We start from the raw sequence: 17,627 nt of genomic DNA, 5'->3' as shown, positions 1-17,627 counted from the left end.
CACCGGTCGTCATTGGAGTCGCTGGGCGGTACGCCATCAGCTCGGCTCGGGCGCGAGTCGCTCGAACGCGGTTCGGAGCTCCTGCTCGTCCGGCAACGCGTAGATGTCACACGTGAACGTCTCGTCGGGGGTTGCGATCGCGGAATCGATCAGGAACGCGTACTCTTGGGTCTGCGCCAGCTCCGCCACCAAGGGGTCGACGATCGCCGACCCGATGTCGTCGACGTAGGTCGGCGGCGAGATGTCGATTGTCGTCTCCAGGCTGTCGGCCCACCCGTCGAGAAACCCCGAGGTCACGATGTTGCCGATCTCTTGGATCGCGCTCTTCCGCATCGCGGGGTCGGCGTCCATTCCGGGCATCAGCGCGTCGGCGACGCTCTCGGCGGACCCGGGATCGAAGAGGATCGCGATATATCCCGACGGCGTGCCGGTGAACTCCAACACGACCCCCCGCCTGGTCTCGTCGGTCAACTGCATCGGCACACCCTCGATCGGCACGAAACTCAACCTGCTCACGTCGACATCGGTGTCGATACCGGTCATCGCGGTCAGATCCTCCGACGCCTGGCCGGCGCCCTCCGTGATCATCTGTGAGAAGGTGGTGAACGTCTCCACCGGCAGCGCGTCGTCGGCGTCGCCCGCTGCGTCAACGATCCGGCCGACCGACTCGCGGGTGGGAAGCATGTAGATGTAGAATCCCGCCTCCTCGTCGACGGTTTCGAGGTGGTTCTGAAACGCGAGCACGTGGCTTGCCCCGGCTTCCGGGGTGTCGCCTCCGAGACCCTCACCGGACGGCACCTCACCCGTGGCGTCATCGCCGGCGTCGATCACGTCCACGAGCGACCGATCGGCGTCCAATTCGACGTATGTCGGGGTGGTGATGTCGATGGCCTCACCCAGGAAGTCCGCCCACCCGTCAATGAACCCGCCGAGCATAATGTTCCCCAACTCCTTCAGCCCGCTCGTCGCCAGTTCGCTCTCGGGGTTGTCTGACGCGCCGGGGACCAGCGAATCCACCAACGAGACCGCGCGATCGCGGTCGAACGCGAGGACGGTGCGGCCGTTAATCGCGCCGGAGAAACCGATGTGGACCGACACCAAGTCTCGCTCACAGAACTCCTGTTCGACGTCCGATCGGGTCGACATCTCCACTTTGGTGACCGCCACGCGCGAGTCGAATCCAGTCAGCGTCGAAAGCGAGTCGGCGGCTTCCTCGGCGCCAGAGTGAGCGAGGCTGCTGAACGTCCGCAACGACTCGACATCGAGGTTCATGCTTCGACGCCCACCACGTCGTCGATGGCTTCGAGCACGTTCGGCTTCTGGAAGGGTTTGGTGATGTACCCGTCCGCACCCGCCGCGACCGCCTCGCGCATCTTCTCCTCCTGCCCCACGGACGTGCACATGATGACCGACGCGTCCGGATCATCACCTTTGATCTCGGCGGTGGCTTCGATTCCGTCCCGGATCGGCATCACCACATCCATCGTGACCACGTCTGGGTTGAGCTCGTGGTACAGTTCGACCGCTTCGACGCCGTTTTCGGCCTCCCCAACGACTTCGTGATCGTCTTCGAGCAACTGTTTCAGGAGGTTCCGCATAAACGCCGAATCGTCCACAACCAGTACGGAGCGTGCCATAATCGACCTTCCGAGATGCAGCGTATAAACGCACCGCCCCGGTTATCACGCCTGATATAGACACCGTCACCGGTCCGGTGTGAGCTACTCCTCGGACGGGATCCGCAACCCCTCTCCGGCGAGCGCAGCCACGAGGTCTTCGATCGAATCGTCGAGCGTCAACCCGTGCTGTTTCAGGACCGGTGCCAGCGACTTCGCCGGGAACGAGACCGGGGTGTCGGACGCCAAAAGCAGGATCCCGAGCGCTTCCGCCGGGTCGGTGTCGGTATCGACCCGCGAGGCGTACCACGTCGCCAGATCGCCGAACGCCTCGGCGACGTCGTCGGAGTGGTGCTCGAGGTGGCCGACCTCGCCGTTGACCGCCGCGGTCAGCACCAACCCGTAGTCGGCGCCGCGGTCGGAGACGTACCGCGCTGTCTGCTGGCGGGCGACGCTGCCGCGGTCCTCGGTGTCGTCCGCGCTCGGGTCTGTATCCTCGCTGTCGCCGTCCACCGAGGGGGGACTCTCGTCGGTCGCGACAACGTACCGGTCATCGGAGAGCTCCGCCACCCGCTCGGAGGCGGTGTAATCGAGGTCTTCGGGCCTGACAACCCCCTCTTCCCCGCGCGCTGCTCGCGGTGTGTCATCCGGGGGGTCCGTCGGCGCCATACCTCGTGGTGTCTGCGGCGTCGGCATAAGCCCATCGGGGCCGTCACCGGGGACGTCGGCGCGGGTCGCGGTTAGGTTCGTCTCGTGGGGGCCGAAGCGACCCCCAGTGTGCGTCGTCTCGTTCGTCGTCCCGGGAGGAGACCTGACAGGTATCAATAGTAATACCGCGGGGGCCGTGACCGTCACATTGACGTAATGCCCGATAAAATACTTCATTGTCTATGGAGTCCGATAGGACGCTCGAAGCCCTCGGGAACGAGTACAATCCCGACATCCTTCGCGCTGCCGACCAGGCGCACTCGGCACAGGAGTTCAGTGACCTCCTCGATATTCCGATTGCAACGTGTTACCGTCGGATCGAGGAACTCACGGGTGCCGGACTGCTTGAGCTCCACGATCGCGTCCTCTCGGACGAACACCGCCGGACCAACGTCTACCGCCGAGAGATCGACGAAATCGTCATCGACTTCCAGGCCAACGAACTCAACGTTCAGGTGACAGAGCGCCCGGAAGTCAAGAACAAACTCGACGACGTGTGGCGCACCATATCCGAGGACTGACCGCTAGTCGGTGCGCGTCGGCGCAGTGCGACCGCGCTGACTGCGTCTCCCGGGTTCGTCGCCCCCTGCCGGATTCGTTCCCGCACCACCCGGTTCGACCGCTCAGTCTAGGTTCTCCGATCTCCGCTGAGACGTCGGTAGCGGGCATCTGAGACGACAGTAACCGGACTGAAAGCCGATATCACCTGTGATATCTGGCCCCGTGACTTTATATATGAACTCTGGATAGCTGGTGGTGACGGTTCCCGATTCCGACGCGAAGCCGGGGCCAGACTGGAGACAACACAACACATGATAAACGACACTGACGCCGACCGTGGGCAGGTCGGCATTGGAACGCTCATCGTGTTCATCGCGATGGTGCTCGTTGCCGCGATCGCGGCGGGCGTCCTGGTGAACACGGCCGGGTTCCTCCAAGCGACCGCGGAGGACACCGGACAGGAGAGCGTCAATCAAGTGACGAACAGACTCGACGTCGTTAGTCAACACGGCGTCGTCAACGACAGCGATCCTGCAAACTACAGTGCTACCATCGATGAGCTGCGGTTGGCGGTTCGGATGTCTTCCGGGTCGGGCGAACTTGCTCTGCAGAACAGCACGATAAAGTACACGAGCGAAACCACGGCGACCAACCTCGTGTACAACAACAGTACTATTAATTCCGGGACAGAGGTCAATAGAAATAATATCACGTCTCTGCAAGGTGACGAGTTCACAGTAGTCGATAAAAACGATAACGGCGACTCGTATCCCGTGCTGGATGAAGAGAGCGACCGATTCGAGATCGTGATCAACGCCTCCAACGTCGAGGGGGCAGACAAGAACGGCCTCGGGACGAGTGAATCACTACAACTAGAGCTCACCACCCGAAGCGGCGGGACTACGAACGTGGTTTTGACGATGCCGCACCAACTCAACGGCGAGGACGACGACGACCCGGTCCCACTGTAAGATAGCACAATGATGGAATTCATACAATTCAACGGCGAATCGGAGAACCGTGCACAGGTCGGGATCGGCACGCTCATCGTGTTCATCGCGATGGTGCTGGTCGCAGCAATTGCCGCTGGTGTCTTGGTAAACACCGCCGGGTTCCTCCAAGCAACCGCAGAGGACACCGGACAGGAGAGCGTTGACCAGGTTACCGAGCGCATAGAGGTCATCAACGAGCACGCGACGGTTGGGCCCAAGGGAACCGACGGTGACAGGTCAGTCGCGAACCTGACTCTGACGGTTGGACTCGCCTCAGGGGCGGACGCAACCGACTTGAATGCGACTACGATAAAGTACCTGAGCGAGGATAACGTCGCAACGCTGACGAACAATACAGCCGCTCTCAATGGTGACCCGGGCACCGACACCGCGTTCAACGTCACACCGGTCGAAGCGACCGATTCCGACGACTCGTTCGGTGTGCTAAACAGTAACGAAGATCGCTACGAGTTGACGATCAACGCCGAGCATATCGAAGGCAACAGTGACGGGGACGGACTGGAACCGAGTGAGACAGTCCAGCTTGAGATCACGACCCAATCGGGTGGAACTACCGAAGTGGTGCTGACGATGCCCGATCAACTCGCCGGTAGCGAAGAGGGCGACCCGGTCCCGATATAACGACTCCCCGGCTATCCCGCTGTCCGGCCGTATTCTGCCTTTTCGAGCGCTCGAGTTGAGCGCCCCGGAGTCGCGTAGAGGTCATACGCTGCGACGACGCACAACGGCGGATATGTTCGGGAAGCCACCCCGACACACGACTTCGACAGGTACCCCTCACGACGATTCGGCAACGCGCCCGGAGAACAAGGGACTCACCAACCGGATTCGTCGTCGGTCGCGGCCGAGCACCTTTTGCGAAACCACCCGAGAAGCGCCAGCATCGGGGCCCCGCGGGTAGCGGTTCTCCACAGGGCCGGACACCGTTGGCCAACGGGGGTCGCGTCGTGGTCGGACGGCGTCGGGAAGGCGTCGTGGCTCCGGGAGACAGGATTCAGCGGTCCGTCACTCCAACCCGCCGCCGGGGCTCTCCTCGCCGAATCCCGGTGGCGACTCACCCATCATGGAGAACCCGGCGGCCTGCTCGTAGACTTGGATGCCGCCCTCCTCGATCTCCAGGGGGAACATCGAGTTCTCGATCGGCTGTTTCCGCATTTTCGCCACCCAGATATACCGGTTCGACGTGGACCCGGCGGGCGACTGGATGAGGTAGATGTTGCCGTCGGTCAGGAAGTTCTCGAGTCCGATCTCCGTGTCGGGAAACACCGCCGACTGCTCCATTGTCAGAACCGAGGTGAGCCCGCTGTCTTTGAGGATGTCGATGAACTTCAGGAGATACTGCCGCTGCTCGGTTTCGTCATCGAAGAACAGCTGGAACATCGTCAGCGAGTCGAGCACGAGCCGGTCGTACTTGGTGTTTTGGAGGTCGCCGAGGATGGTGTCCAGCGTGTCGGAGAAGTCGCCGCTGCGGAGCAGTGTGCGCTTGTCGTAGATCTTGATCCGGCCCTCCTCGATGAACTCGTCCCAGCGGTCGAACCCGATCGACTGCCCGGCTTGGCTGATGTCGTCGGCGGTCTCCTCGAATGTGAGGTAGATCCCGCCCTCGTCGAACATCTCGACCCCATTGTAGAGGTACTGCATCCCGAGAATGCTCTTGCCAGTCCCGGGGTTTCCGCTCACCAGCACGGCAGCGTTTTCTACGATCCCTCCGTTGAGAATGGAGTCGAGCCCTTCGACGCCGGTTTTGACGAATTCTGGCATAGTGTGGTCCCTTCCTGAAGGGTGTCTGATACGCGATCCGTTCCCCACGTGGATAATTCTTCCCTCCGCGGAGAAAATGTCAAAACGGGAGCAGCTCTGTTGCGCACACTCACCCCCGCTCGATGCCGCCGAATCCGGCGGGTTTGGGCGCTCCGCCACGACCCGTCTGTCGGTATATCAGGAGCGATAATTTCGGGCGAACCTTCTTGTACTAACGAAAGGATATCTCGGTGAATGCTACCTGAGCCACCGAGACCGGACCGCCGGACCGGTCGGACCGCGCCAGCGGCGTTTACGGGGCGCTGCGTCCCTCCACGGCGGCCGCGCCGGGCGGCAACCGGGAGTCGGAGCGACGAGGGTGAGTCGGGATGGATATGATGGACTGGATCACCGGGAGTGATGGCTCGGAGTCGGAACCCGTCGCGACGGACGGCCTGGGGTTCGACGATGAGATGGGCGACTTCGACGACGCGGGCGACGATATGGACGGGCTTGACGACGGGATGGGCGACTTCGACGACGATATGGGCGGTTTCGGCGGCGATGCAGGCGACGAAATGGACGGTCTGGACGGCGATATGGGTGGGTTCGGCGATGGGACGGAGGGTCTCGACGACGCGGGCGGCGACCTCGGCGGGACCGAGATCGATCCCGACACCATCGCCGAGATGGAAGACCGGATCTCCGAGTTGGAAAACGAGCTCAGCTCGACGACCTCGGAGATGAGCACCGTTCGCGAGGAGAACAAACAGATCGGCGAGACCGTTGAGGAACTCGACGACACGGTTCGGAAGCTGCTGGACATCTACGAAATGGTTACTCGCGGCATCAACCCGTTCGTCGACGACGCCCGCGAGATGGGCGGTTTGGAGAGTGAGGGCGCCTTCGGACTCTTCGAGATGGAAGAAGAGTCCAACGACAGCCTTGACCCCGACGTCGCCGACGCGGACGCGGAGGCGTTCTTCGACGAGGATTTCGGCGACATCGACGCAAACGAGGACGAGGCTGAACTCGCCGCGGGCGACGAACTCGCCGGCGACGAACGGGAGGATCCTGCGGCTGCGCTTGACGGCGACGATTCGACCAACGCCGGCGGGGGAACGAGCTTCGATGAGCTAAAATCCGAATACGAGGAGAACGGCGAGTGGGACGAAGTCGCCGACGACGAGGACGCCGAGAGCGACCTCGATGAAGCTGTCGCGGAGGAACCATTCGATGCCGACGGAATCGACGACCCCGACGCGGACGACGCGTTCGGGTCCGACAACGACGAAGCTGATGGTGATGACGGACCCGGCGACAGGGACGAAGCTAACGAGAGAGGAGCTGACGAGATGGAAGCCGAGAGTACCGGATCCGACGAGGGAGGAGCTGACGAGATGGAAGCCGACAAGGTGGAAGCCGAGAGTACCGGATCCGACGAGGTGGAAGCTGATGAGGTGGAAGCTGATAGAGTGGCAGCCGACGAGGTTGAGGCGGGTCGAGTGAAAGCCGACCAGGTGGAGGCCGACGAGTTCGTCCAGTCGGACCCGGTCGATCCCGAAGACGCCCGGGGCGCGAGTCCCGGCGCGGAGACGAACGGTGTGACCAACGGCCACGCGGGTCCGGATTCGTCCGTTTATTCCACGGCAGCCGCCGAGCACGACGCCGACGCGTATCTCACACGGATTCCGGCCAGATACACCGCGGAGTCGGTGGTGCTCGAGTGGACCCAGTTCCTGGTCGACGTCGGCGGCGTGGTCGGAGCAGTCCGCGCCCTGCGGCAGTACCGCGAACAGGGGTGGATCACTCGCCAGGTCGAGCGGACCGTCGGCGAACACGTCCGCAACGCTGCCGCTGCTGGCGGGACCGAGGAGACCCGCGACCTCCGCGTCCGGGACCACCAGGAGAGCCTCACGTACATCAGCCGGCTCGCCGGCGACGTCGAAAAGGCACGGCTGCTCGAAGAGCTGTCGGCACTCGGGGGTGGTGCCCGTGGGATTCGGCGTTAGCGGGTCGACAGCGGTCGTCTTCCTGGGAGTCCTGATCGCGTCGGGAACGCTGTACACCGCGGCGGCGGGCAGCGCCGAACAGCTATCCGACGCCCGCAGCGCCGAGAGCGAGGAACTCCTCGACCGTCGCAACACCGTGATCAACGTGGCGTCCGTGACGTACAACACCAACACGAGCACGCTCACCGTCACCGCCACGAACAACGGGACCACGGCGCTGTCGGTCGCGGACACGAGCCTTCTCGTAGACAACGAGTTCGCGATCCCGGATTCGACGGCGGTCGACGACGACACCGCGACCGACGTGTGGGCGCCCGACCAGTCGCTTGTGGTGACCGTCGACGCCGACACCGCGCCCGCGTTGGACGCTACCACCCCAGACCGGGTGAAAGTCGTCGCCGAGAACGGGGTAGCCGCGAGCAACACCACGGTTGAGGAGGTGGGCTGAGTGGCCGACGTCTCGGTCCCGAGCCTGATCCTGTTCATCGCGAGCATCGTGGTCGCCGCAGGGGTGGCGGGTGTCCTGATCGACACCGTCACCGGAATCAGTGGTGCGCTTGACGACCGCGGCGCCGATGTCGCCGAGAACATCAGGACCGATATCGAGGTCATCAGCGACTCCCAAAGCAACGTGTACAATGCGGGCACCCTCACACTCTACGTCAAGAACACGGGGAGGCGAACGATACCCGCGACGGGCGAGTCCGTCGACGTGATCGTCGACGCGCAGTACCGCACGAACGTATCAGTCACCGTTGTCGACGGCGGGACCGAGTGGACGCCCCACGGAGTCGTCAGGGTGACCATCGGCGACCTAACCCCGCTGGATCCGGGCGACCACCGGGTTCGGCTTGTCGTCAGCGGCGACGAAGAGACGTTCAGATTCACCACGACATAACGATGAGCTCGAACCACTACCCCATCGGACTCACCGACCACGATCGGCTCGAAAAGGAACTCGGCGGCGGCATCCCCAAAGGCTCGATTGTCCTCGTTGAGGGCGACTACGGCGCCGGCAAGAGCGTCCTTTCCCAGCGGTTCACCTACGGGTTCAACACCGAGAACGTGGTAACGACGCTCGTCTCGACCGAGTTGGGCGTGAAAGGGTTCTTGGACCAGATGAACTCGCTGGCCTACGACATGGTCAAACCCCTGATCAACGAGGAGGTGCTTTTCATCCCGGCAGAGATCGACGCTTCGGGGACGTTAAGCGGTGGCGAAGAGGAACGGAAAGAGCTACTCAAGCGGATGATGGGAGCCGAGACGATGTGGGACGCCGATGTCATCGTCGTCGACACCTTCGACGCCATCCTCCGGAACGACCCCAAGTTCGAGGCGTTGGTCCGAGAAAACGAGGAGCGCCAGGCAGCCCTCGAGATCATCTCCTTTTTCCGTGATCTGACCACGAAAGGCAAGACCATCGTGCTCACGGTCGACCCCTCGACGGTCGACGATGAGGCGATCGGCCCGTTCCGGTCGATCGCGGACGTCTACCTCCAACTGGAGATGGTTGAGGTCGGCAACGACGTCCGGCGGAACATCTTCGTGAAGCGGTTCGCGGGGATGGGCGAACAGGTGGGCGACCGGGTCGGCTTCTCGGTCCGGTCGGGGATCGGCATCGTCATCGAGTCCAGGAGCGTTGCGTAATGGCGACCGAACACGGCTCGGCCAAGCTGGACCCGGAACTCAAACGCCACGCTCAACGGTGGACACACCTCCAAGACCATCTCAAGCGGTTCCGACAGATCACCGGGGAGTTTCCGATGTTGGTCGACGAGCCGGACGGCTACGAGTCGCGGCGGCCGAACGTGATCTACCACCTCGGCGGCCCGGTCTACAGCCAGGTGTACGGCAACTTCGGCGAGACCACCAAATACTACACCATCGAACCGGAACTCAACGAGTCCGAGCGAGGGGTCTTCGGCGACGTGAAGAACAAGCTCCTGGAACGGTCGGTTTCCCAGCCCGCGCCGACCGAGAACACCGAGTACGAGGATCGGATCGAAGAGCTACTCGACGAGATCACTGTCCTAGAGAAAGAACGCGACGGCCGGCTCTCGGAGCTGGTCCAGCGGCTCGAACTCGGCCCGCTCGAAGTCTCCGAGCAGACCCACCAGAAGATCCAGTACCGGTTGGTGCGCGACATCGTCGGGTTGGGGCCGCTGGAACCGATTATGCGCGACCCGGCAAACGAGGACATCCACGTCATCGGCCCCAACCAGGTCGACGTCGACCACGGCGAGTTCGGACTGCTCGAAACGACAATCGAGTTCGACTCCGCAGAGCAGTTCGACAACTGGCTCCGAAACATGGGCGAGCGGATCGGCGACCCCGTCTCGGACGCTCACCCGATCGTGGACTCGACGCTGCCCGACGGGTCGCGTATCAACATCATCTACTCCGACGACGTGTCGCTGAAGGGGTCGTCGCTCACGATCCGGCAGGGTGACGACGTACCGCTTTCGGTGTTCCAGATCGCCGACTGGGGAACCCTCTCGCCGCAGCTGTGTGCGTACCTTTGGATGGCCTTAGAGAACGAGCGGACCATCTTCGTCGTGGGGGAAACGGCGTCGGGCAAGACAACCACGCTCAACGCGATCACGTCGTTCATCCCACGGGACGCGAAGATCTACACCGCCGAGGACACCGCGGAGGTGCTGCCCCCGCACAACACCTGGCAGCAGCTCCTCACCCGGGAGGGTCGCGGCACCGACTCAGAGGTGGACATGTTCGACCTGGTCGCGGCCGCGCTCCGGTCGCGCCCCGACTACATCATCGTCGGGGAGGTCCGCGGCGAGGAGGGGCGGATGGCGTTCCAGGCGGCCCAGACCGGCCACCCTGTCATGCTGACGTTCCACGCCTCCGACATCGTCTCCATGATCCAGCGGTTCACCGGCGATCCGATAAACGTCCCCGAGACGTTCATGTCCAACGCCGACATCGCGCTGTTCCAGAACCGGGTCAAGCGGGGCGACGAGACCCTCCGCCGCGTCACCTCGGTCCAGGAGATCGAGGGGTACTCCAAGGAGATGGGCGGGGTCGTCACCCGAGAGGCGTTCTACTGGGATCCTGTTGAGGACGAAATCGTGTTCCAGGGCCGGAACAACTCCTACGTTATGGAAGAGAAGATCGCGACGCTTCTGGGGTACGACGACACCCGGAAGATCTACGATGACCTCGAATTCCGCACGGAGATTATCAATCGAGCGATCCAGGAGAACATCGTGGGGTACCACGAGGTCAACGAGTTCATCGAAGACTTCCAGCGCGACGGGACAGAGGGGCTGCCGTTCGACGTCACGAGGGTAGAGTGATGGCGTGGCGCGTCCGACCGGTGGGGGTGACTGCACCGGTGCCGACGGCCGGACGGAGGGAGCCAGTATGAGCGAAGCCGGCGCAGATGCCGACGTGGATCCGGGGCTTGGCGCCCAGCGGGAGCAGATCCGGGAGTTCGCGTCGTCGGTGCTCGACGCATACGAGCAGATGCCGATGGACACGCGGAAGTACGGCCTCACCGTCCTCGCGCCGTCGGTGCTCGTGTTCGTGTTGGGGGTGGTTGGCGCCATCGCGCTCCCGGTTCCGCTCTTGGTTCGGCTCCCCGTGCTCCTGTTGGGCGTGTTGCTCCTGGCGTCGGGGCTGCTGTACCCGCGGTTGCTGGTGGAAAACCAGCGCCGCGGGCTGGAGAACCAGCTTCACCTCGTTATCACCCACCTCACCGTGCTTTCGACCACGAACATCGACCGGGTCGCGGTGTTCAGACAGCTCGGTCGTGAGGAGGAGTACGGCGAACTCGCGGTTGAGATGCGCCGGATCACCGAACTCGTCGACACCTGGAACCAGTCGCTCGACGACGCGCTCCAGCGCCGGTCGCGGGCGGTGCCGTCGCGGGAGCTCGGCGATTTCCTCGACCGGCTGGCGTACTCGCTGAACGCCGGCCAGAGCCTCGACGACTTCCTGCTCGGCGAACAGCAGACTATGATTGAAAAGTACGTCACCGTCTACGAGAGCGCACTGGGGAACCTCGACGTTATGAAGGACCTCTATCTCTCCATGATCTTGTCGATGACGTTCGCGATCATCAACGCGATAGTGCTCCCGATCCTGACCGGCACCGACGCCACACTCACGATCGCAGCGGTCATCGTGCTGTTCGTCTTCGTCCAACTGGGGTTTTATTTCGTGATTCGGACGATGTCGCCGCACGATCCGCTCTGGTACCAGCAGGACGAGTACCGAACCAGGATGGAGCGCCAGATCGACATCGCACTCTACGGCGCAGCGGCGCTCAGCCTGACGTTCATCGGTATCCTCGGGTTGGGGACCGCTGGGTGGACGCCGCTCGGGGAGGCGGTCCGGGGAATCATGCTCGACACTCCGGTCCCGGTGCTGATCGCTGTGCCGATCACGCCCCTTGCGGTCCCGGGGCTGGTCGCGCGGCACCACGAGAACGACGTCAAGGAGCGTGACGAGGAGTACCCCGGGTTCATCCGTGCGCTCGGCGCCTCAGAGAGCGCCAAACAGTCGACGACCCGGGCGGTGTTGGAGTCGCTGCGTGAGAAGAACTTCGGCGTGCTCTCCCGGGAGATCGACCGGCTCTACGTCCGGCTGAACATGCGGGTCGCCCCCGACCGATCGTGGTTCTTCTTCACCGCCGAGGCGAGTTCCTACCTCATCCAGAAGTTCTCCGAGATGTACCTGATCGGGCGACAGATGGGTGGGGAGCCGAAACAGCTCGGCGAACTCATCTCGACGAACATGAACGAGGTGCTCAAGCTCCGACGCCAGCGCGGCCAGGCGACGGTGACGCTGATCGGCGTGCTCTACGGGATCACCGCCTCGGCGTCCTTTGCGTTTTTTATCGGGCTGGAGGTCGTGGAGATTCTGGCGACGTTCTCCACTGACCTGAACCTCGCGCAGTTCGAGTTCGGCCAGATCATCTATGCTGGGGTCTACAACATCCCGGTCATCGAGTATCTGCTCTCCCTGATCATCCTGTTCAACGGCGTGCTCTCGGCGTTCATGATCCGGATGGTTGACGGTGGCCACAAGGCGAACGCCTACCTCCACTTCGTGATCCTGGTGTGGATCGGGTGCGGCGCCGCGGTGTTGACGTCGTGGCTCGCGGGAGGGTTAATAAGCGTATGACCCCGGCGGACTCCGGTGCCGACCCCCCGCGGCACGCCGGCGACGACGGTGGTGCCGACGGCGACGGCGGTGGTGCCGACGGCGACGACGGTGGTGCCGACGGCGACGTGGCCGAGAGACGCTCGGACGTACTGGAGGCGTACCGGCAACGCGACGTCCGCGATGGCGACGCCGCCGGCAGACGGTCGGACGACGGTGACGGGTCCGGGGAGTCGGTCGTGGTCGATTTCATCGCGAGTTTCGTCGCCGGCGGCAGCACCGCGTTCGATCCGGTGAAAGGACGGGTTCTGATGAGCGAGCGGCGGTTGGTGCTTGCGACTTCGGGGACAAAGACCACCGTCCCGATCGCGTCGATCTTCGACATCGCTGTCGGACAGGTCCCCCCGGAGGTTGAGGAGTTCTTCGACTACACCGTTATGATCGGGTACGTTGCGGGCGACCGCCGGAAGACCACCGTCATCGGCGGCGACCGCGAGACCATCGAGAAGTTCTCGCTCCTGCTCTTCCGGGCGGTGCTCAACGGGTCGGTCGCGCTCATCACTCACCCCGCGAAGGTCGGCGGGCGGGTGATGGATTCCCCGGAGCGGAAAAGCGGGCTCCACCTCGAGTACGAGTCGGTGTGGTTCACGGGCGGCGATATCGCCGACGTCGACTCGGTGTCGATCGACCTCGCGTCGGTCGTCTTTTTTGAGGTGGTCGAACGGAGCGATGGTGCCAGGAGCCACCTCGTGCTCTCGGTCCAGCACGTCGATGACGGTCGGACGGTCACGAGCGAAATCACGATGGCGTCGCGGCGGAAGATGAACATCCTGGGGCGGTACCTCCGGCTCATCTACCACTGGATCAAAACCGATGTCCGCGACATCGACGTCGAGGAGACCGAACTCGAGGTTCTCGTGGGACTGTACTCAACAAGCGAGGGGATCGACCTCGCGTCGCTTTTGAACGTCGAAGAGGCCGAACTCGACACCCGGCTGGAATCGCTTCACGAGGACGGGCTCATCACCGACGCCGACCCGCCGGCCGGCCTCACCCCTCAAGGCCGGTTCATCGTGAACGACGAGTTCGAAGACATCAACGTCTGAGGCGGGGCCAGCAGGGGGCAGACCCTCACGACGCCGGGTACAGACACCGTTCCGGGGAGAACGACACGGTAAAGTGGGACCGACTGCGACCCACTCGAAGAGATGGTAGATCCGACCTCGGACCTCGGGGAGGACGTCGACGAGGACGACGCCCCCGAGTGTGCGACCTGCGGCACGAAGATTGTCCAGTCACCCACACACCGCGTCGTCACCCGGGTCGAGGACGGACGCGCTCACCACCGTCACTTCTGCTCCGAGGAGTGTCTGGCCGACGACGACGGCGCGTAGCGACACGGGGCGACCGCGCCGCGGTACTCACCCGTCATTGTCGACCGACGACCAGAACCGCTCGACGCCGTACCCGAGCAGATCCGGGCTGACCGCGTCGAACTCCGCTCGCTCGGCCGGTGGGAGGTAACCGCGGACGCTGTCCCACGACTCTCGGGCGTATCGAGCGTCGACGAACGCGCGGATGCCCACCTCCTCCGGCCCCCGGATCACCCGGCCGACGGCCTGTCGGGCTTTCCGGACCGCGGGGACTGTGAGCGCGGTCTCGAACCCGCTGCGGCTGCCCTGTCCGTCGCCGCAGAACTGGCGGTCGTACGCCGTCTTCACCGCGCGGGTCCGCGGGCTGGAGGTGTCGATGATCGGCACGCCACAGACGACCGCGGCCGCAAGCCGGTCGCCGCGGTAGTCGACGCCCTCGGTGAGCGTCCCGCGGAGACTCGTCACCAGCACCTTGGGGTCGCCGCCGAAGAACTCGGCTTTCAGCGCTTCCGTGGCGTCGTCGTCGGAGGACTCATCGAGCAGGACCGGCCGGTCCAGCCGATCGGTCAGCGCGTCGGCCATCCACGCCGCCTCGGCGTAGTTTGGCATCCCAACGAGGACGTTTCCGGGTGACGCCGCGACGTCACACACCGCGTCGACGTGCGCCCGCCGGGTCGGGTTCGACGCTCCCTTGCGGCCACGGTTCTCGTGGGTGAACTTCGGAGCATCGACCGCGAACGACGCCCGGTTGGCTTCGGGAAACGAGAGGCCGTAGGTCCGTTCGGCGACCGGTCGGCCGTCGGCCGCGAGGTCATCGAGACCAGTGACCGCCCGGAAGACCTCAATCGGCTCGATTGTCGCCGACATCAACACCCCGCCGCCGAACGACCCGAGGGTTTCGGCGATCGCCTCGCCGGGCACGCAGTTGTGCAGCCCGAGTCGGGCGTTGTACGCCCGCCGCCACGACCCCGAGGGCTCGGTTTCGTCCCAGGTCCGCTCCAGTTCGATCTCCCGGAAGAAGGCAGTGTGGTCCGCGCGGACCCAGTTGGCGAGGACTCGGCCGACGGCCGGCGCCGCCCGCGTCACGTCCTCGCCCTCCGCTTCGTTCAGGATCCGCGCGACGACCGCGCCGACCGCCTCCGCGCGGAGCCACGCGCCCTCGCCGTAGCCGGCGTCGTCAGCCCACGCGGTCAGGTCGTCGCGGCCCGGCTCCTCGGGGTCCCGCAGCGGGAGCTCGTCATCGCCGAGTGCTCGCGGATCCGCCCGCCAGTCCGGCACCGTCCGATCCAGGTGCGCCTGCACTCTGCGATCGACTTCCTCCCGGAGGTCGGAGAGGAACTCTCTCGTCTCTTTCACCTCCCGCAGGGTCACGTCCGCGTTCTCGAGTTCACCCCGCACCAGATCGGCGTCGGCGGTTCCGGCGTCGCCGGCGGGCTCCCTGCCGGACTGCTCGAACTCAACGGGCTGGATCACGCGGGTCAGTTCGCCTTCGGCGTCCCGGAGGGTCGCGTCGCCGACGCCGTCGCTCACCAGGTCGCGCACGCGCGGTTCAAGCATGTGCGCTTCGTCGCAGACGACGAACGTTGAGTCGTCGACGACCGCACCCGTGAACGACCCGACCGTCTGGGGGTCGAACGCGTGGTAGTAGTTTCCCAGCACCACTTCGGCGTGCGGCAGCACCGCACCCATAACCGAATGCGGACACGTGCCGTGCCCCGCACTCAGTCCGACCAGTTCCTCGGTGTCGATGTGGCCTCGGTCCGTGATGTCGAACGGAACCGCCTCGATGGGGTCGCCGTCCTCGGGGGCGTCCTCCAGGAAGGTGGCATAAAACGGGCAGTACTCCACGCCCTCGTGCTCGGCGGTCCCCGGGAGGTACGGTGTGGGTTCGCCCGCAGTCTCGAGGTAGTCGGGCCCGTCCGCGGACCCCGAATCGACCAGTCCGGTCTGGGCCTCCCGCGCCGCCGACGCCAACGCCCCCGCGGTGGTGTCGCCGCCGTCGCCCACGAGGTTCCGGGTCCGCTCGCGGAGCCCCTCACACCGGTCGTACACGGTTCCGGTGTCGATCCCGGCGACCCCCTCGCGGCTGTACGGACACACGTCCGCCTTCCCGACCAGCGTCACCCCCGACACCGGCGACCACTCGTCTGGAAGGTTTGCGTTGATCGCGCGGAGGTCTTCCTCGAACTGCCGGAGCTGCTGTTTGACGCTCGTCAGCACCACCACCCGCTCGTAGTCGGAGTCGGGATCGCGGACGCGGTCGATCCCGGCGGTGAGTGCGAGCATCGTCTTCCCGGTGCCGCAGGCGCCCTCAACCACCAGGAACCCGCCGTCGTCGGCGATGTCGACCGCGGCGTCGATGCCGTCAGCCTGTTCGGGGTAGGGGTCGCTGTGGCCGAAAACCGACTCCCAAGTCACGTCACCGGGTCGACCCGCTGCGTTCATATCGGTGTCGGTGCTGGCCGCGGCCCCAATGAAAAATGTTCGTGTGGGCGGTTCGGTCGCTCAGAGGTCGACCCGATCGCCGATCTCGGCGATTGCCAGCGAGCGCGGGTGGTCGTAGCTCCGGGTGTGGTGGTGCAGGGCCGTCGGGTCCGCGGTCAGCCCCTTCCACATATCCCAGTGGGTGGGGAGGAGCCGGTCGAACCGGAGGTCCGACGCGGCCTCGATCACCTCGTTCTCGGTGGAGTACCACCGCGTCCGGACCGGTTCGCCCGTCTCCTTGTCGTCGATGTTCCCGATCGCGCCGAACGCCAACACGCCGAGATCGATGTCGTACCGCTCCCCGAGCGTGTCGAACTCCGGATGGGGTTTGGTGTCGCCGCCGTGGAAGAACGTCCCCGAGTCGTGCTCGAAGACGTACGAGACCGGGTGCGTGGAGTCGGGATCGTGAGCGAACTCGACGTGAACGGTGAACTCACCCACCGCGAACGCCTCGCCCTCGGCGACCTCGACGAGCTGGTCGTGGTCGACGTCGTAGTTCGCAGGCCACTCCTCGTCGTCGAGCGCGACCGACAGCGAGTCGTCGGGCGCGTAAAACGACGCCCCGGTCGACGCCAGTATCGGTGCCTGGCTCGGGCCGTGGGTGTGATCGGTGTGCTCGTGGGTGGCGAACACCGCGTCCATCTCGTTGACGTCGCCGGGGTCGAACGGGACGGGAATCATCCGGATCGTCCGCGGCGGATCACCCGTCCCCAGGTAGGGGTCGATCGCGACGGTCGTCCCACCGGATCCCTTCAGGATGCACCCGTTGCACCCGAGATACCAGACCGCAACGGTGTCGGGGTCGGCCGACTCCACGGCGCGCGGGAGCCACTCGCCCCAGTCGCTCCGGGTCATACCTCCGAGTGGACCGGGGCGGGGACTAAATCTTCCGGAGGCGACCGGGGCATTAACCGCAGGGCCGATCCCGGAACTGTAGTACAAACGTTCGGATTATTGGGCAGAAACCGACTGTATCGGCAGTATTCTGGCGGTATAACCGGTGGTACGCCGCAATATCCCGACATAAAGTATTTATGTATCATACTCGTTGCTAAT

Annotated in this window: 17 protein-coding genes; 11 read left to right on the top strand and 6 right to left on the bottom strand. The window is 64.3% G+C overall.

From position 1 onward, the window contains the following. Nucleotides 1-36: 36 nt before the first annotated feature. The 3 genes from IEX72_RS06755 to IEX72_RS06745 form a co-directional block, all read right to left on the bottom strand. On the bottom strand, nt 37-1,272 hold the full coding sequence (locus tag IEX72_RS06755; RefSeq protein WP_188786617.1) for a chemotaxis protein CheC: 1,236 nt from the start codon (nt 1,270-1,272) through the stop codon (nt 37-39). Further along, nucleotides 1,269-1,637, bottom strand: coding sequence for a chemotaxis protein CheY (cheY, locus tag IEX72_RS06750; RefSeq protein ID WP_188786616.1), 369 nt, complete (start codon nt 1,635-1,637; stop codon nt 1,269-1,271). The genes IEX72_RS06755 and cheY overlap by 4 nt, the downstream gene beginning before the upstream one ends. A gap of 84 nt (nt 1,638-1,721) precedes the next feature. Beyond that, nucleotides 1,722-2,285, bottom strand: coding sequence for a DUF7500 family protein (locus tag IEX72_RS06745; RefSeq protein ID WP_188786615.1), 564 nt, complete (start codon nt 2,283-2,285; stop codon nt 1,722-1,724). Between the two features lie 221 nt (nt 2,286-2,506). Between IEX72_RS06745 and IEX72_RS06740 the strand changes: the two genes are divergently transcribed. From IEX72_RS06740 to IEX72_RS06730, 3 genes are all read left to right on the top strand, one after another. Beyond that, nucleotides 2,507-2,845, top strand: coding sequence for an ArsR/SmtB family transcription factor (locus IEX72_RS06740; protein WP_188786614.1), 339 nt, complete (start codon nt 2,507-2,509; stop codon nt 2,843-2,845). 291 nt (nt 2,846-3,136) lie between these two features. Continuing rightward, nucleotides 3,137-3,796: an archaellin/type IV pilin N-terminal domain-containing protein gene (locus tag IEX72_RS06735; RefSeq protein WP_188786613.1), complete on the top strand. Its 660-nt coding sequence runs from the start codon at nt 3,137-3,139 to the stop codon at nt 3,794-3,796. A gap of 12 nt (nt 3,797-3,808) precedes the next feature. Then, nucleotides 3,809-4,459, top strand: a complete 651-nt coding sequence (locus tag IEX72_RS06730) for an archaellin/type IV pilin N-terminal domain-containing protein (protein ID WP_188786612.1) — start codon at nt 3,809-3,811, stop codon at nt 4,457-4,459. A gap of 384 nt (nt 4,460-4,843) precedes the next feature. Here the strand turns inward: IEX72_RS06730 and IEX72_RS06725 are convergent, their stop codons facing one another. Then, nucleotides 4,844-5,599, bottom strand: a complete 756-nt coding sequence (locus IEX72_RS06725; RefSeq protein ID WP_188786611.1) for an RAD55 family ATPase — start codon at nt 5,597-5,599, stop codon at nt 4,844-4,846. A gap of 374 nt (nt 5,600-5,973) precedes the next feature. Between IEX72_RS06725 and IEX72_RS06720 the strand changes: the two genes are divergently transcribed. The 8 genes from IEX72_RS06720 (at nt 5,974) to IEX72_RS06685 (ending at nt 14,108) form a co-directional block, all read left to right on the top strand. Next, a complete protein-coding gene (locus tag IEX72_RS06720; protein ID WP_229663763.1) occupies nt 5,974-7,590 on the top strand; it encodes a flagella accessory protein C in 1,617 nt (538 codons plus the stop codon). Then, nucleotides 7,574-8,038 carry a fla cluster protein FlaF gene (locus IEX72_RS06715; protein ID WP_188786609.1) on the top strand — a complete coding sequence of 155 codons (465 nt, stop codon included), beginning with the start codon at nt 7,574-7,576 and terminating at the stop codon, nt 8,036-8,038. The genes IEX72_RS06720 and IEX72_RS06715 overlap by 17 nt, the downstream gene beginning before the upstream one ends. After that, complete coding sequence (locus IEX72_RS06710) at nt 8,039-8,488, top strand: flagellar protein G (protein WP_188786608.1); 450 nt, start codon at nt 8,039-8,041, stop codon at nt 8,486-8,488. It abuts the gene before it with no gap. Between the two features lie 2 nt (nt 8,489-8,490). Next, a complete protein-coding gene (locus tag IEX72_RS06705; protein WP_188786607.1) occupies nt 8,491-9,237 on the top strand; it encodes an ATPase domain-containing protein in 747 nt (248 codons plus the stop codon). Further along, entirely contained in the window at nt 9,237-10,904 is a 1,668-nt protein-coding gene (locus IEX72_RS06700) for a type II/IV secretion system ATPase subunit (protein WP_188786606.1), read from the top strand. Before IEX72_RS06705 ends, IEX72_RS06700 begins: the two co-directional genes overlap by 1 nt. A 67-nt stretch (nt 10,905-10,971) precedes the next feature. Continuing rightward, nucleotides 10,972-12,735: an archaellar assembly protein FlaJ gene (gene flaJ, locus IEX72_RS06695; RefSeq protein WP_188786605.1), complete on the top strand. Its 1,764-nt coding sequence runs from the start codon at nt 10,972-10,974 to the stop codon at nt 12,733-12,735. Continuing rightward, the gene (locus IEX72_RS06690) at nt 12,732-13,820 is read left to right on the top strand and encodes a CheF family chemotaxis protein (protein WP_188786604.1); all 1,089 of its coding nucleotides are present in this window, start codon (nt 12,732-12,734) and stop codon (nt 13,818-13,820) included. The genes flaJ and IEX72_RS06690 overlap by 4 nt, the downstream gene beginning before the upstream one ends. Before the next feature lie 102 nt (nt 13,821-13,922). After that, entirely contained in the window at nt 13,923-14,108 is a 186-nt protein-coding gene (locus IEX72_RS06685; protein WP_188786603.1) for a DUF7576 family protein, read from the top strand. A gap of 27 nt (nt 14,109-14,135) precedes the next feature. Here IEX72_RS06685 and IEX72_RS06680 read toward each other — a convergent pair whose 3' ends face one another. Further along, on the bottom strand, nt 14,136-16,532 hold the full coding sequence (locus IEX72_RS06680) for an ATP-dependent DNA helicase (protein WP_188786602.1): 2,397 nt from the start codon (nt 16,530-16,532) through the stop codon (nt 14,136-14,138). Between the two features lie 60 nt (nt 16,533-16,592). After that, on the bottom strand, nt 16,593-17,426 hold the full coding sequence (locus tag IEX72_RS06675) for an MBL fold metallo-hydrolase (RefSeq protein WP_188786601.1): 834 nt from the start codon (nt 17,424-17,426) through the stop codon (nt 16,593-16,595). Nucleotides 17,427-17,627 lie beyond the last annotated feature (201 nt).

This window comes from Halobellus salinus (genome assembly GCF_014646875.1).
GTDB lineage: Archaea > Halobacteriota > Halobacteria > Halobacteriales > Haloferacaceae > Haloquadratum > Haloquadratum salinum.
This window is presented reverse-complemented; position numbering and strand designations above follow the sequence as displayed.